Here is a 14,371-nt window from a genome sequence, read left to right as displayed (position 1 = left end):
GGGCGACTCTTTGTCGGGTGCTCCCGTAGCGACGGCGTGGCTCGAAGCATCGCGATAAACGTCGCCGCGAACACGAACCTCCCCGGCTTCCGCGGACCGGTGTATCCAGACGGTCGGTTCGAGTACGTCCCGATTCCCGAGCGAGAGGAGACGAGCGAGCGAGTGCCGACTTACGGCGACCTCTCGTTCGGCTTCGACCTCCCGGCGTCGGTGCTCGACACGCCGGTCCATCTCGACCCGGCGTTCGCGGGCGTCCATGGGGCGACGCGACACACCTACGGCGACGAACACGGGGTCAAAGCCGGACCGCTCTCGGACCTGTCGCCGGGCGACTCGCTGTTCTTCTACGCGACGCTGAGTCGGCACGACGGCAGCGACCACGTACGCGGCGGTAACGCCGCACGCAACGGCGACGACAGTCGTGACGACGCCGAACTGACCTCGAACCGTGTCGTCGACGACGACTGGGGGGCGTACCTCGTCGGCGAGTTTCGCGTCCGACAGTCGGTGACCGGCGAGGGGTACCACGAACTCTTGACCGCAGAGCGCGAGCGGTTCGCCGGGAACGCCCACGTCAAACGTGACCCGTTCGACGCGAAGGTGCTCGTCGAGGGCGGTGAGGAGTCGAGGCTGTTCGAGCGCGTCGTCCCGCTGAGTTCGCGCGAGGCAGGCGCGACGGCGAACCGCCTCGTGACCGAACTGTCGAACGACTCTGGGAAGGGGCCGTGGTGGCGACGGCGGTTCTGGTTCGACGAGTCTGCGACGGCGGAACTTCGAGCGATTATCGACGAAGACGGCCGAGAGACGGACGACGCGCCGTGGTTCGGGTGAGAGGAGAGCGGGAGAGGCGGGTGGGACGACGCAGCTGACGGCGCAGAATCGAGACCGGCGCGCGGGTTAACTCCTCAGCGCGCCTCCGAGACAGCATGACGCTGAGAGACATCGACAGCCACACGAGAATCGAACGACGGACCATCGCCGGGCAGGAAGCGCGCGTCTACCTCTCCCCCGACGAGATTCGCGTGGAGTGGCGACCCGGGCGGGCGGTGTATCTCGGCGTCCGCGTCGGCGACCGAATCAAGAACGCCGACCGCGACGTCGCCTCCGCCCGCATCGACGAGTGGGAGGTCGAGGAGATAACGCCCGAGCGAGTCGTCGGTTGCAGCCTCAAAACCGGCGAACGCCGCGAGTGGAACCGCGAGGCACTCGAACGCGGGTTGGTCGTCGGCAACTACGCGACGAATCTCACCGAGTTCGCGACGGTGCTGGTCCACGAAATCGGCGTCCACGGCGGCCGCGACCCCTACGTAACGGTCGTCGTATATGGCGACAACGGCGAGAAGTACGGACGACGGTACGGCTTCGTCGACGGCGAGCAGCGGACGGTCGAGTACCGCGACCAGGACCCCGCGGTGGACCGACTCGTCCCCGAGATGGCGACGGTGTTCGACGAACTGGTTACTCAAGCGTTGGAAGACGACGGGTACACGGTTCAGTAAACGAATCGCCGGGTTCGATGGCTCTGTTGAAACCCTCAACCAGTAATAGTTTGTTGAGACCGGTACTGAATACAGGGCGCCGATTCATCATCAAGAAACTCAGTTTGGCTCAAATCTAATCGGTAGATGCAGAGGATACACGTTTCTAATGCAGGGATGACCGAACAGCGAGACGGTGGATGACTGGGCCGCATTCACTACCGATGTATCAATCCCAGTATCCGACTTCGAACGTCATCGGCGGAGACGAACGTTTGGTCATCGGTCGAGGCAAGCACTTCTTCGAGGGATTCCGTAGACGGTCGAAGGAGTGGTAAGTACAGAGAAAGCACTTACCAAGCCGATAGGATGGTCCATTAATGCCGCCCGTCGAAAGACGAGAGCTAGTTGATCTAATTAGGGCGTTGATACCTGGGTTTGTATTCTTTCTTCTCATGGACATCTCGGCTTATTCGAAATTATACAGCCGCCTTCGGTTCTCAATCAAACGGGGTTTCATATCGTCGTTGGGATCTTCATTGGATACGGTGTCGCGCGGGTGAGCGCATAATTCGCCATTTATTCGCATGTCCCACCTGAGATAGGTTAGTCATCGGCTTCTGGAATAATAGTCCGAGGAACGCCCATTTTGAAAAGTATCGACCTGAACAGAAGATTTTTCAGAATGTAGTTCACGAGTTACCTATGGTCGAGCCCTCCAAATTCGAGTCGGGGACCTACGACATCTCCACGGTCGATCTCGACGACGACCGTTACGAGGTCAAACAGTCCGCGATCCGGAACAAGTACGCCGTCCGCGACAACGCTGGCAACGTCGTCCTGCGCGGGAAGCAGAAGATGTTCAAGCTGAAAGAGGAGTTCCCGTTCGTAACTGGCGACGGCGAGGACGCATTCACCGTGAAGGCTGGCGGCATTATGGACGTCGCAGGGAACTACGCCATCAGAGATGCGGGCACCGGCGAAGAGGTCGTCGTCCTCGACGAGGACTTCTCGCTGTTCGTGGAGAACTGGACGGTTCGAGACCCCGAGACGGGAGAGCCGCTAGCGACCATTCAATCTAAAAACAAGGTCCTCTCGGCACTCCGACACCTCATCTCCGTGGCGAACTTCGTTCCGAACAAGTACGAGATATTCGACGCCGACGGAAACCACGTCGGCGACATCGAGGGGCAGTTCTCGCTGCGGGACACCTACACGGTCAGCATCGACGACGCCAGCAACGTCCCGAAAGAGGCGGTGATCGCCGCCGCGTGTATCCTTGACGCCCTCGAAAACCAGTAAGCTAACATCCCTGACGCTGCAGTCACGGGGTTACCCTCCAGTTGGGGTCGTCGTAGGGTCTTTCACTAGGTGGTATTTTCACGGTTGCACAATAGAATAGTCCGTTAGAACAAGGGTGTCTGTATAGCAACTTGGAACCAAATTACCCGTTTTCTATCCGCAGTTTACTGGGTCAGGAATTCGATCTCGGGCCCAGTCTCGATAGCAACGATGAGAGCCTCATTCGTCTCACCACTCACCTGCCATTTCGACTTATTCTTAGTTCTGGTTTGGCCCTCTTTCGTCTCGGCTTCTACCTGAACTTGGTACGTTCCCGGTCGAACTACGTCGGTTATCGTATCCCGGTGATGCTTGGTTGGGAACTGTCTGAACGTATCCTCGTAGACCACTTTAGAATCCGAAAATAAGCCACTCCCTCTTGAGACGGTTATCGTTAGCTGGACCTCTTGCCCCGTCCGGTTTGCAATTTGAACGTTCCCGCTCTCCGAACTCCGGAACGAACATCCTGTGAGTGGGAGAAGAGTAGCAGTAGCCGAGAGAAGATGGCGTCGAGAGGGCATCGTTTTTATTTTCTCTTCCAATCTCCGATAAATTTATTTTGGGGCTGGACAGGCAGGGTTACTGACCGCCTCGATCAGGTCGAGCAAGTGCGAAAAATAGCCGATTGATTCTGTGCATCCACTCTCTGTATTCAGCACGTCATTCCTGTCGCGTTCTGCGAATTTCCAACAGAGCCGATTCGGTCGATGAGCGACTCACGGCGATTTTCGAGGGCGTCGACGGGTCGGTTCGGCGGTCCCGCCGAAGCTACCGCTTCTCAGAACGGGTAACGGAGACGATAGGCTCTTCACGCACGACCAGAAGAGCGGGTCATGGAGAGTTCGACCGTGGCAGTTCTCGGGGTCGCAGCGACGGGTATCCTGCTCGTGTGCAGCGCGTTCTTTTCGAGTTCGGAGACGGCCATCTTCTCGCTGTCGACGGAGTGGATAGAGCGGCAGTCGACGACGGGAGACCGCCGCGCGGAGCTCCTCCAGCAGTTGCGCGACGACCCGCACCGGCTGCTGGTGACGCTGCTGGTCGGAAACAACGTCGTGAACATCGCGATTTCGAGTATCGTGACCGTCCTCATCGCCAGCTACCTTCCGCCCGGAGTTGCAGTCGCGGCGACGACGGTGCTCACGAGCTGTCTCGTCTTAATATTCGGCGAGATCGTCCCGAAGGCCTACGGCCTCGGCAACGCGGAGAACTGGTCGCTACGCGTCGCGTCTCCCATTCGACTCGTCGAGCGGACGCTCTCGCCCGTCATCACGGTGTTCGACGCGATAACCCGACGGATGAGCGCGCTCATCACCGTCGACCCCGATATCGAGAAACCGTACACGAAGTGACCGGGCGTTCGGCGAGTGAAGTAAGGAGAACGTCGGTCGGCAACCGACCGGAGGGAGTGCGCCGACCGGGAATCGAACCCGGACCGGTGGCTTGGGAAGCCACTGTCCTACCATTGGACCATCGGCGCGCTGCGCTTCGCTTGCGCCCCCAGATTCACTTCACTACGTTCGGTGAATCATCGGCGCTCACTACGTCGAGTGTACCCGAAAGTACCGGACGGGAACACTTCAAGATAGCGTTTCGAGAAATTGGACACGCGTCCAGCGAATCGCACGAAGAGATGCCTATTAGTCGTCCACGGGTCTACGACTACCCGATGAGTAGCGAGACGCCGATTCTCGACGCCACTGCACCGCTGGACCTCCGCCTCTCCGACGACGAACTCGACGCGACGCGCGAGCACATCGTCGCGTTCATCCGGAGTGTCGTCGACGACGCCGGGGCAGAAGGGGCCGTACTGGGCCTCTCGGGGGGTATCGACAGCACGCTGACCGCCCACCTCGCCGTCGAAGCGCTCGGCGAAGAGGGACTTCACGGCCTCGTGATGCCGAGTTCGGTCAACACCGAGGAGAACATGAGCGACGCCGAACGCGTCGCGGAGATGCTCGAAATTCCGTACGACGTCGTCGAGATTCAGCCCATCGCGGAGCAGTTCTTCGGCGCCTTCCCCGAGGCGGCCGACGACCGGATGGCCGCCGGGAACGTCTACGTGCGCACCCGCGGCGTGCTGGGGTACTTCGTCGCCAACCACAAGAACCGCATCGTTCTCGGAACGGGCAACCGGAGCGAGGCGATGACCGGCTACTTCACGAAGTACGGCGACCAGGCCGTCGACTGCAACCCCATCGGCAATCTGTACAAACAGCAGGTTCGCCAACTCGCCGCCCACGTCGGCGTCCCCGAGGACCTCGTGATGAAGACGCCCTCCGCCGAGATGTGGCTCGACCAGACCGACGAGGAGGAGATGGGCATCACCTACGACACGCTCGACGCGATTCTCGCGCTGCACGTCGACGGCCCGCTGTCGACGGCGGCGACGGCGCGGCATCTGGGCGTGAGCGAGTCACAGATAGAGACCGTCGAGGAACTGGTCGCCCGGAGCGCGCACAAGCGGTCGATGCCGCCCGCGCCCGAGGCGTTGGGTCTCTGAGCCTCACCCCCTGTCCACCGCGATGTCAACGGCGTGCGCCCGCACGAGTTCGCCGAACGCATCGGCCTCTGCCGTTTCTTGTTCTTCTTTCTTCCGCTGGTCGCGCATCCGTGCTTTCACCACCTCCAGCGCGTCCGGTTCGTTCGCCGCGAGTCGCTCGGCGACGGCCATCGGATCCTCCTCGATTCGCGAGACCAGCCCCGTCCGGAGCGCCTCCTCGGCGTCGATTGCGCGTCCGGAGAGTGCGAAGTCGAGCGCGTCGCCCTCGCGCATGACGCGCGGGAGGCGGACCGTCCCGCCCCACGCGCCGAACAGTCCGAATCGGACGCCGGGTTCGGCAAACGTCGCTTCGGGCGTTGCGATTCGAAGGTCGCAGGCGAGTGCGAGTTCGACACCGCCGCCGCGGGCCGCACCGTCGACACCCGCAACGACGACGGGGTCGGCGGTTTCGATGGTGTCGGCGACGCGCTGGCCGTGGCGGGCGAACGCCTCGGGTTCGGCAAGCGAGGCGACCACGTCCAAATCCGCCCCGGCGCAAAAGGCCGGTCCCGCACCGTGGAGGTAGACGACCGGCACGTCGGCGGCGGCCGCACCGGTGACGGCCGCTTCGAGCGCGTCGAGGTCGGCGGGGCGGAGCGCGTTGCGACGGTCGGGTCGGTCGAGGGTGACCACGCGGAGGCGCTCGCGATCGGTGAAGCGAACCATACCCGCTCTGCGGGCGAGTTTCCAAAGGTCTTTGCCCTTCCCGTCGCAATCCGTTACTGATGGACGACGCCGTGCGGACCCGCGATGCCGCGCGCGAAGCGCTCTCCGATATCGACCCTCCGCAGTTGTTAGACGCGCTAGATGCGCGCCTCGCTGACGCGTCGATGCTGCCGGGAGCGCTCGCGCTCGTGAGCGCGCGGGCGCTCGACCCCGGCGTGGACGCCGACGCGCTCGCCGAACGCGCCGCCGGAGTGCAACTCATCTACGAGGGGCTCCGCCTCACTCGCGATCTCGCCCGCGACGAGCCCTGGTCCGATGCGGAGGCGGAGCGCCGGAACGGCGCGAACGACCTCATCGCGGGTATCGAAGCGGATATGGAGATTCTCGCCGCCGACGTGCTCGTCGCGCGCGGCTTCTTCGTTCTCGCCCGAACCGAAGCCGCGGCGCGTGCGGTCGACACCGTCCGAGCGTTCGGTCGCGACCAGACGCTCGGCCGACGCTCGTCGTCGGGTGCTGGCGACGGCGAGGGCGGGAACGACTCCGACTCCGAGACGTTCGACCGGAAGCTGGAGGCGGACGTGCTCTCGCTGGCTGTTCTCGCGGGAGCGACGGCCGTCGAGCAGGCTGTGCCGGAGGCGCTGTCGACGTACGCCGCCGACCTCGCCGCCGAGTACGGAACGACGTTCCCGCCCGCACCGGCGGCGTTACCGGAGTCGGCGGCGGAACGATTGGCGGCCGGCGGCGACGATCCCGTGCCATCGCCTACCGATAGCTAACCCGAATCGAAACGCCTAAAGACGAATCGGGCAAACGACTGATTGCGCAGCGAGCGCCTGGGTAGCTTAGCGGTAAAGCGCGTCCTTGGTAAGGACGAGAGCCCGGGTTCAAATCCCGGCCTAGGCTCTTCTCACGAACTCACACGACGAGCGCGCTCGTTTTCGTCCGCGTTATGGCAGTTTCTCAGTTCGGTTCGTCGCCTCCACGCTTACGGCGACCCGTCGATGTTCGCTCGGGTTCTCTCGTTCACCCGCTCGGAGGAGATTCAAATCAAGTCTGAAAGGGTATAAATGCGATAGGAAAGAGAAAACGATAGAGACGACATTGAGAGACACCGCGTCGACACAGTCACAAGTCATGTTCAACCGAGAGTATCATGTCTGACGCTTGGAGCGTAGACGAGGACATAGAGGAGAACCGTCACAACTGGTCAGAGAAAGCGCAACATCGACCACCGCGTGACGGGGCGTCACGGAGCGACGCCCCGAAGGTTATCGACCTGTTCTGCGGTCCGGGAGGGCTCTCTCAGGGACTCGAACAGGCGGGGTTCGAGTCCGTCCTCGGTGTCGACATCCACGAACCGTCTATCGAGACGTTCCAGCGGAACCATCCGCACGCACACGCCATCTTGGGGGACATCCGAGAAATCAACAAGCGCGCCGACGACGACCGCGACATCTTCGACGTCATCGACGACGAACGCGTCGACGTCGACACCCTCCTCGGGACCGTTGCCGAGGACGCGCTCAGCGGGGAAGAACTCGCCGTCTTGACCGCTGGAATCCCCTGTCAGGGGTTCTCGATCGCAAACAGAAAACAGCACGACGAGGACGAGCGAAACTACCTGTTCGAGGAGTTCGTCCGGGCGGTGAAGATTCTCGAACCGCGGTTCGTTCTCGTCGAGAACGTCTCTACGATGAAGGCCGCGAAGGACGGCGAGTTCGTGGAGGCCGTCGTGGAGTGCCTCCAGCGGTTGGGCTACGCGACGGACTATCGAGTGCTGAGCGCGGAGGAGTACGGCGTTCCGCAGAAGCGTAAACGCCTCTTCTTCATGGGTGCGAGAAACGGGCACCCGCTGACTTGGCCGAAGCCAACGCACGCTGACGACCCTCGAACGATTTCGGAGGCTCTCTCGGACCTCCCGGCGGTCGACGCGGGCGAACAGACCGAACGGTACGATTCGGAACCGCTGTCGGCATTCGCGGAGTCGATGCGAGAAACCCCGGCGGGTGCCGACATCGAGGACGGACGGTTACACAACCACGAGGCACCGAACCACCGACAGACCACCGTCGACCGAGTGAAGAACACGGAGCCGGGCGAGCCGATGTACGATCGTTTCAGACAGCGGATCAGGCTCCATCCGGACCAGCCCGGGCCGACCATCATCGCCGGCGGCATTCGACCCCAGTTTCAGTACGGACATCCCGAGCAGAGCCGCGGCTTGACGGTCAGAGAACGCGCTCGGATACAGTCGTTCCCGGACCACTACGTGTTCGAGGGCGGCGTCGTTCAGGGACGCGTCCAGACGGGAATGGCGGTTCCGCCGCTGCTTGCACAGCGACTCGGAGAAGCTATCGCGACGAATTACAGAGCAAAGCCATTCCGCGAGAAGTTGCTCGAGTGGGGCGAGGAGAACCGTCGCGAGTTCCCTTGGCGGACCCCCGACTGTTCGCCGTACGAGGTGTTCGTCGCGCAGATGTTGCTCCAACGCGCGTTACCGGAGAACGCCGAGCCGGTGTATCGGGATTTCACCGACCGATATCCCGATTTTGGCACTCTCAAGGGAGCGAGCGAGGACGAACTGGCCGAGATTCTACGACCGCTCGAACCGAACGACGAGTACGCGAAGGCGTTCCGGAAGATTGCGAGCAAACTCGTGTTTTCTGGAATCCCGGACTCGGAGGAGAAATTGCTCGATCTTCCCCACGTGGAGCGTTACGTGGCGAACGCAACGCTGTGCTTCGGATTCGGTCGACGGAGACCTGTCGTAGACGAGAACGTCGCGCGACTCTACGCTCGTGTGTTCGATTTGAACGTCGAGGACGGACACCTCGACGACGAGTATCTCTGGGATTTCGCGGGGTCCCTCCTTCCAGAAGACGACTTCGAACGGTACAGTATGGCCCTGTTGGACCATGCGGCAGAGATCTGTACCGCCACGTCGCCCGACTGTGACCGTTGCCCGGTCAGCGACGAGTGCGACTGCTACGAGTAAGGAGTTGGTGGTGTCCGATGGCCGCCGGAGTCACGCAGTCGATCTTTTCGTGTTTGTCCGTCGTCGGGGGGAACGCGACGGAAGCCTAGAAATAGCTATAAGTGACGTATCTAGAATAATTCGTTGAATGACTACTCTCCGGATATACGCCGACGAACCGCAGGAGGCGCTGTGGTTCAAGCGACTCGACGACCGACTACGGGAGACGGAGTATCGGCTCCTGAACGGCGGACTCCCCGAGGAGATAGAACGGTTGCTCGACTACGACCGTCCAGACATCATCCTCACGGACCGAGGAGAGCCCGTACTGGTGGTCGAGAAGAGCTCCGAGGTGCCGTCGGGACACAACATGGGACAGCGGTTCGGCCGCATGGTTCGGGCGGCCGAACACGACGTCCCCTCCATCATCTTCTTTCCCTACCTCGCGATGAAACACGGGACCCACGCGGGACGGTGTTACGCCAACGCCCGCTACTTCACGGCCATGTGGGAGGTATCGTCGATCCACGAGGCCCCGTTCTGGAGCATCAACTGGCCGTGTGACGACGATGCGGAGCTCGTCACCGACGGCTCCGAGGACGAGCTGATTTCGAGATTCGTCACCGAGTTCCTCGACAACGACTGCTCGATAGTGGGACTCGACACGGCAACGGAGATCAGAGAGGAGATGCGCTGGGGGTACGACCGCTCCGTGGGCGTGAACCCGCGCTACGAATCGCTCCCGAGAAGCGCGACGATACGCGACACCGACGCGCTCGTCTCCGAGTGGGAGACGGACCGCGGAGACGTCGACGTTTCCGAGGAGTTCACGAATCGGGCGGAGACGCTCGTCTACAAGTGCAACATGTCGCCGGAGAAATGTCGTCGAGAGGACCCCTATACGGGAATGCAGTTCGTCTACGACTACGGCTGGTGCAGAGAGGGACCGGATCCGCGGGACAAGCACCGAAATCTCGTCATCGACGTTCCGAAAGTCCCCGTCGAGACGTGGGTGGAGAAGAACCCCAACGACCCGCAGCGCAAGAGCGCGCTCTGGTACGCAACCGCGGACGCGATCTCGCTGAAGGACGGCGTCTTGCACGACTTCTAGAGACCGGATCGGGTAGTCCGCGTCGGGAGACGTATGCGAAGGATAGAAGGTCCGAATATCCGATATTAGGGCTGTGGTATCCGAGCCCGAAATGTACATGTACGCGAAGTGGTTTCTGAACCGCTCCGGATGGACGTTGGTAGGAGGGGAACCACCCGGTGGGACGGACGCGCTGCCACGAATCGAGGCGAAACATCCCGATTCGAGCGAGAAGGGGAGCCGAGGCTCGAAGAAAGTCGACCTCATCGCCCACAGAGACGGGCAACTGCTTTTGCTCGAACTCAAACCCACCTTCGACAGGAGCGACGTCGTCAAGTTGGACGAACTCGTGGGCGACCGGCGGTGGCGGCTGGCCTTTTTGGACGCCTGTGTCGAGAGAAACGCGCTCCGGCGTGCCGGTATCGTCGGGGACGGCGTTCGGGAGGGTATCGTTTCCGGGAACAGCCTCGTCAAAGGAATCGGACTGAGCGAGTACCACGACGTTCCCGAGGAGTACGCCCTCGTGGTCGTCAGAGGAGAGCGAGACATCTCGACGCACGTTGGAGAGACGTGTTCGCTTCCCGAGGACGTGTTTACCGAACGTTGATTCGGGGAACGTCCGCCCCGTCGCCGAACTACGCTCCTTCCCGCAACTCTACCCGCCGAACCTTGCTGTTGTGCGTCCGGGGCAGTTCCTCGACGAACTCCACCGTTCGCGGGTGTTTGTACGGCGCGACGCGTTCGAGACAGAACTCGCGGAGCGTCTCGCTGTCGACGGTCGACCCCTGTCTGCGGACGACGTACGCCTTCACCGTCTCGGTGCGGCGCTCGTCGGGCACGCCCACGACGGCGGCGTCGACGACGTCGGGGTGTTCGTACAGCGCGTTCTCGACCTCCCGCGGGTACACCGTGTAGCCAGCGGTGACGATAACGTCGGATTTGCGGTCGACGAGTTCGTAGTAGTTGTCGGCGTCGCGGCGGGCCACGTCGCCGGTGCGGAAGTACCCGTGCTCGGTGAACGCCGCCTCGGTCTCCGAGGGTCGGTTGTAGTAACCCTTCATCACGTGCGGCCCGCGGACGAGCAGTTCGCCCGTCTCGCCCGGCGGTACTTCCCGACCCTCGGCGTCGACGAGTTTACAGTCGGTCGCGCGCAGCGGTTGGCCGATAGTGCCGAGACGCGGGCCGAACGTCGACCCGAAGCCGACGTGGGTGCCGCCGCCGGTCTCGGTCAGGCCGTACGCCTCGAACAGTTCGACGCCCGCCGTCGACTCGAACTGCTCTTGGACCGCCGAGGGAATCCGGTCGCCGCCCTCCATCACCTCTTCGAGGCTGGAGAGGTCGTACTCGCCGAACCGCTCGTGGTTGACGATGTCGACGTACATCGCGGTCACCGCGCCGAACTTCGTGATGCGCTCGCGCTCGATGAGTTCCATCGCCGTCTCAGGGTCCCACTCGCTCGGGTCGCGGAGGTAGACGGCGGCCCCGCGAATCAGCGGTTGCCACGTCCGGTTGACGAACCCCGCGATGTGTGCCAATGGAAGGGTAGAGAGGAACCGCTCCTCGTCGGCCCGGAGCGCCGAGCGCTCGAAGGCGATGAACGACTGTGCGCGCAGGTTTCGGTGCGTCAGCAGCACTCCCTTCGGCTTCCCGGTCGTCCCGCTCGTGTACGGCTGCATCGCCACGTCGTCGTCGTCGCGGTGGACCACCGTGGGGTCGGCGTCGAGCGAGGAGAAGGCGACGGTGTCGACGTCCGTCTCGACGGCAGTATCGCCCTCAACGTCGTCGACGAGAATCACGAGCGGGTCGGCGTCGAGGCGGTCGAGCGCGTCGGCGACCTTCGGGAGCAGCGACGGTTCGGTGACGAGCGCCCGCGCGTCGCTGTCGTCCAACTGGAAGGCGAGTTCGCGTGGGGTAAACTGCGGGTTCGCCGGGGAGAACGGGAGTCCGGCCTTCAGCGCGCCCAGTGCCGTGAGGACGAGCTCCGCGCGGTTAGAGAGGAACAGACCGAGGCGGTCGTCGGGTTCGAGTCCCTGTTCGTGCAGCGCCCCGGCGAGCCGCGCCGACCGATCGCTGAGTTCGGCGTGGCTGTACTGTGCCTGCTCGGTTTCGAGTGCGAGGGCGTCGCCGCGAGCGGTGGCCGTTTCGTCGTACACCCGCGCCGCGTTGCCTGTGCGTGCGGCGGGGGAGAACACGCCTGAATGCATTGACCATCGTTCGACGGAGAGAGGCAAAAATGGGACCGTCCGTTCACTGATTACGGGATGGATTCCGAGAACGGGGAGAAGGTGTCGGGTCGACTAAATGATGGCTTTCGGACGGTAGACGGAGACTACCCCGGACCGGACGCGCCGAAGGCCCCGTGCAACTATGTCGCCGGTCGTCGTGGAGTCGACACGAGATGGACGACGAGGACGGCCGAGAGGGCTACCGGGTCAGACAGTACGAACCGGGCGACAGAGCGACTGTGCTATCGCTCTACGAGACGGTGTTCGACCGCACCGACCCGAACTGGTTCGACTGGCGCTACGTCGATAACCCGTATCTCGACGAGACGCCCATCGCCGTCGCCGAGACCGCAGACGGCGAACTCGTGGGCGCGCGCCCGAGCGTCCCGATTCCCCTCCGCGCCGGCGACGAGCGCGTGCTCGCGGTGGTACAGGTCGACCCGATGGTCCACCCCGACCACCGCCGACAGGGGCTGTTTTCGAAGATGGTGACTCACGTGTACGACCACTACGCGAGTCGTGAGCCGCAGGTCTCGATCGGGTTTCCGAACGAGGCCGTGCTCGGTGCACTCGAAAAGTTGGGGGAACGACTCTCGCTGCACCGGGGCGTCACGCGCGAGTTCCCGGTATACTACCGCGTGCAGAACCCGACGGCGCTGACCTCCCTCGGTGGCGACAGGACGTCGAAGACGCTCGGCAAACTCGCGACGGCGGCGACTCGGGGCTATCTCTCGCTGCGGACGGGGACACCGGACGACGCTGACGTGAGCGTTCGCCGCGAGCGGGACGTCCCCGCCGGGGAGTTGGCGACGCTCGCCGCCTCGTCGCCGCTCCCGCAGGCCCACGCCGACAGAGACGCCGAGTTCTACGCCTGGCGGTACGCGAACCCGCGGTTCGAGTACGAGACGCTGCTCGCCGAGCGGGGCGGCAGTCCGGTCGCCGCGTTCGTCGTCGGGACGCAGTTGGGTCTCGATTCGACCGTCGTCCACGTCACCGACGTCGCGCCGCTCACCGGCGGGGAGGCGTGGACCGACGCGGTGGACGCGCTACTCGCGCGCGTCGTCGCCGACAACGAGGACGCCGACCTGCTGTCGGTGTTCGGCGAGGCGATCCCCGACCGACTGCTGCGGAAATACGGCTTCGTCGCCAACGACGAGGCGCCGCTCTCGCGGGTGACGAGTGCGAACTACCTCGTCGCCCGACCGCTCACCGACGAGACGGTCGAGGAGTGGGTCGTCGGTGGACAGCGACTCTCGGCGGGCGAGCGCTGGCGCTTCACGTTCTGCGAGCGCGAAATCGGGTGAGCGACGGGCACGTCCGAGTTACCGAAAGTCCTCGACGAAGCGTTCGGGGACGTACGCCAGCAGTTCGGCGGGTGTCGCATCGACGAGACGTTGGGCTATCGGCACGAGCGTCTTTCGCAGCAGCGTGTACACCGCCGAGACGGCGAGTGCGACGCCGACGGCGATCTGTGCGGGACCCGAGAGGGCGAACAGCGCGGGGACGCCGAAGGCGGCGCCGAGGAGGAAATCCTCGGGCGCGCCGTCGTAGCGAATCCAGCGCTTGGGCGCGAGCCATCGACCGTTGAAGTGGTCGTACACCGCACGCTCGGAGGTCGCCTCCCACGGTTTGAGTTCGAGACCGCCGCCGGCGACGTCCATCACCGAGTGAAGCGCCGCTGCCGCCAGAAACAGCGCGACGGCGAGCGCTATCGGCGAGGCGACGAATGCCGCGACGCCGGCGGCGACGAACGCCGCGAGCGAGAAGTACACCGGGAAGTGCAGCGTCTTCCGGTGGCCGGCGTAGAGGTCGAAGTCGGGGAACAGTCCGCCGAGACCGGCGGCCGCGACCGGGAGGAGGCCGCCGTCGGGGGCGACGACGAGCGCGAGCACGACCCCGATCAGGGCGTGCGTGGTGGCCATCATCGCCCCCGAGTATGGCACATGAGGCAAAAACCGTGTCGGGCGCGATGGCAACGCGGTGCACGAACGGTGCGTCACGTAGCGGGGGTGGCGCACGGTGAGGTGGCGACGGCTCTCGTCGACGAAACAACGTTTT

The 14,371-nt window shown here is 63.5% G+C and carries 13 protein-coding genes and 2 tRNA genes; 11 read left to right on the top strand and 4 right to left on the bottom strand.

The window, feature by feature from the left end; genetic code table 11:
• The first annotated feature begins 36 nt into the window (after window positions 1-36).
• The 4 genes from LAQ74_RS16710 (at window position 37) to LAQ74_RS16695 (ending at window position 4,168) form a co-directional block, all read left to right on the top strand.
• Window positions 37-831 carry an Nmad3 family putative nucleotide modification protein gene (locus LAQ74_RS16710; protein ID WP_224333689.1) on the top strand — a complete coding sequence of 265 codons (795 nt, stop codon included), beginning with the start codon at window positions 37-39 and terminating at the stop codon, window positions 829-831.
• 95 nt (window positions 832-926) lie between these two features.
• Entirely contained in the window at window positions 927-1,499 is a 573-nt protein-coding gene (locus LAQ74_RS16705) for a hypothetical protein (RefSeq protein ID WP_224333688.1), read from the top strand.
• 684 nt (window positions 1,500-2,183) lie between these two features.
• Window positions 2,184-2,780: an LURP-one-related/scramblase family protein gene (locus LAQ74_RS16700; protein ID WP_224333687.1), complete on the top strand. Its 597-nt coding sequence runs from the start codon at window positions 2,184-2,186 to the stop codon at window positions 2,778-2,780.
• An 872-nt stretch (window positions 2,781-3,652) separates the two neighbouring features.
• Window positions 3,653-4,168, top strand: a complete 516-nt coding sequence (locus tag LAQ74_RS16695; RefSeq protein WP_224333686.1) for a CNNM domain-containing protein — start codon at window positions 3,653-3,655, stop codon at window positions 4,166-4,168.
• Between the two features lie 57 nt (window positions 4,169-4,225).
• On the opposite strand, the gene LAQ74_RS16690 is transcribed toward LAQ74_RS16695, so the two are convergent.
• A tRNA-Gly gene (locus tag LAQ74_RS16690) sits at window positions 4,226-4,296 on the bottom strand.
• Between the two features lie 189 nt (window positions 4,297-4,485).
• Here LAQ74_RS16690 and LAQ74_RS16685 point away from each other — a divergent pair.
• Window positions 4,486-5,319: an NAD+ synthase gene (locus tag LAQ74_RS16685; protein ID WP_224333685.1), complete on the top strand. Its 834-nt coding sequence runs from the start codon at window positions 4,486-4,488 to the stop codon at window positions 5,317-5,319.
• Between the two features lie 3 nt (window positions 5,320-5,322).
• On the opposite strand, the gene LAQ74_RS16680 is transcribed toward LAQ74_RS16685, so the two are convergent.
• Window positions 5,323-6,024: an enoyl-CoA hydratase/isomerase family protein gene (locus tag LAQ74_RS16680; protein WP_224333684.1), complete on the bottom strand. Its 702-nt coding sequence runs from the start codon at window positions 6,022-6,024 to the stop codon at window positions 5,323-5,325.
• 59 nt (window positions 6,025-6,083) lie between these two features.
• Between LAQ74_RS16680 and LAQ74_RS16675 the strand changes: the two genes are divergently transcribed.
• From LAQ74_RS16675 to LAQ74_RS16655, 5 genes are all read left to right on the top strand, one after another.
• Window positions 6,084-6,800: a DUF7114 family protein gene (locus tag LAQ74_RS16675; protein WP_224333683.1), complete on the top strand. Its 717-nt coding sequence runs from the start codon at window positions 6,084-6,086 to the stop codon at window positions 6,798-6,800.
• A gap of 55 nt (window positions 6,801-6,855) precedes the next feature.
• Window positions 6,856-6,927, top strand: a tRNA-Thr gene (locus LAQ74_RS16670).
• Window positions 6,928-7,177: 250 nt separating this feature from the next.
• Window positions 7,178-9,019, top strand: coding sequence for a DNA cytosine methyltransferase (dcm, locus tag LAQ74_RS16665; protein WP_224333682.1), 1,842 nt, complete (start codon window positions 7,178-7,180; stop codon window positions 9,017-9,019).
• Between the two features lie 127 nt (window positions 9,020-9,146).
• Window positions 9,147-10,109, top strand: a complete 963-nt coding sequence (locus tag LAQ74_RS16660) for a hypothetical protein (RefSeq protein ID WP_224333681.1) — start codon at window positions 9,147-9,149, stop codon at window positions 10,107-10,109.
• 91 nt (window positions 10,110-10,200) lie between these two features.
• On the top strand, window positions 10,201-10,695 hold the full coding sequence (locus LAQ74_RS16655; RefSeq protein WP_224333680.1) for a hypothetical protein: 495 nt from the start codon (window positions 10,201-10,203) through the stop codon (window positions 10,693-10,695).
• 28 nt (window positions 10,696-10,723) lie between these two features.
• On the opposite strand, the gene LAQ74_RS16650 is transcribed toward LAQ74_RS16655, so the two are convergent.
• On the bottom strand, window positions 10,724-12,292 hold the full coding sequence (locus tag LAQ74_RS16650) for a class I adenylate-forming enzyme family protein (protein ID WP_224333679.1): 1,569 nt from the start codon (window positions 12,290-12,292) through the stop codon (window positions 10,724-10,726).
• A 194-nt stretch (window positions 12,293-12,486) separates the two neighbouring features.
• Here LAQ74_RS16650 and LAQ74_RS16645 point away from each other — a divergent pair, with 194 nt between their 5' ends.
• Entirely contained in the window at window positions 12,487-13,617 is a 1,131-nt protein-coding gene (locus tag LAQ74_RS16645) for a GNAT family N-acetyltransferase (RefSeq protein WP_224333678.1), read from the top strand.
• Window positions 13,618-13,635: 18 nt separating this feature from the next.
• Here LAQ74_RS16645 and LAQ74_RS16640 read toward each other — a convergent pair whose 3' ends face one another.
• Window positions 13,636-14,238, bottom strand: coding sequence for a metal-dependent hydrolase (locus LAQ74_RS16640; RefSeq protein ID WP_224333677.1), 603 nt, complete (start codon window positions 14,236-14,238; stop codon window positions 13,636-13,638).
• Window positions 14,239-14,371 lie beyond the last annotated feature (133 nt).

Origin of the sequence: Haloprofundus halobius (assembly GCF_020097835.1) — an archaeon.
GTDB lineage: Archaea > Halobacteriota > Halobacteria > Halobacteriales > Haloferacaceae > Haloprofundus > Haloprofundus halobius.
The sequence above is the reverse complement of the archived record's forward strand: the minus strand, read 5'-3'. Positions and strand labels throughout refer to the sequence as shown.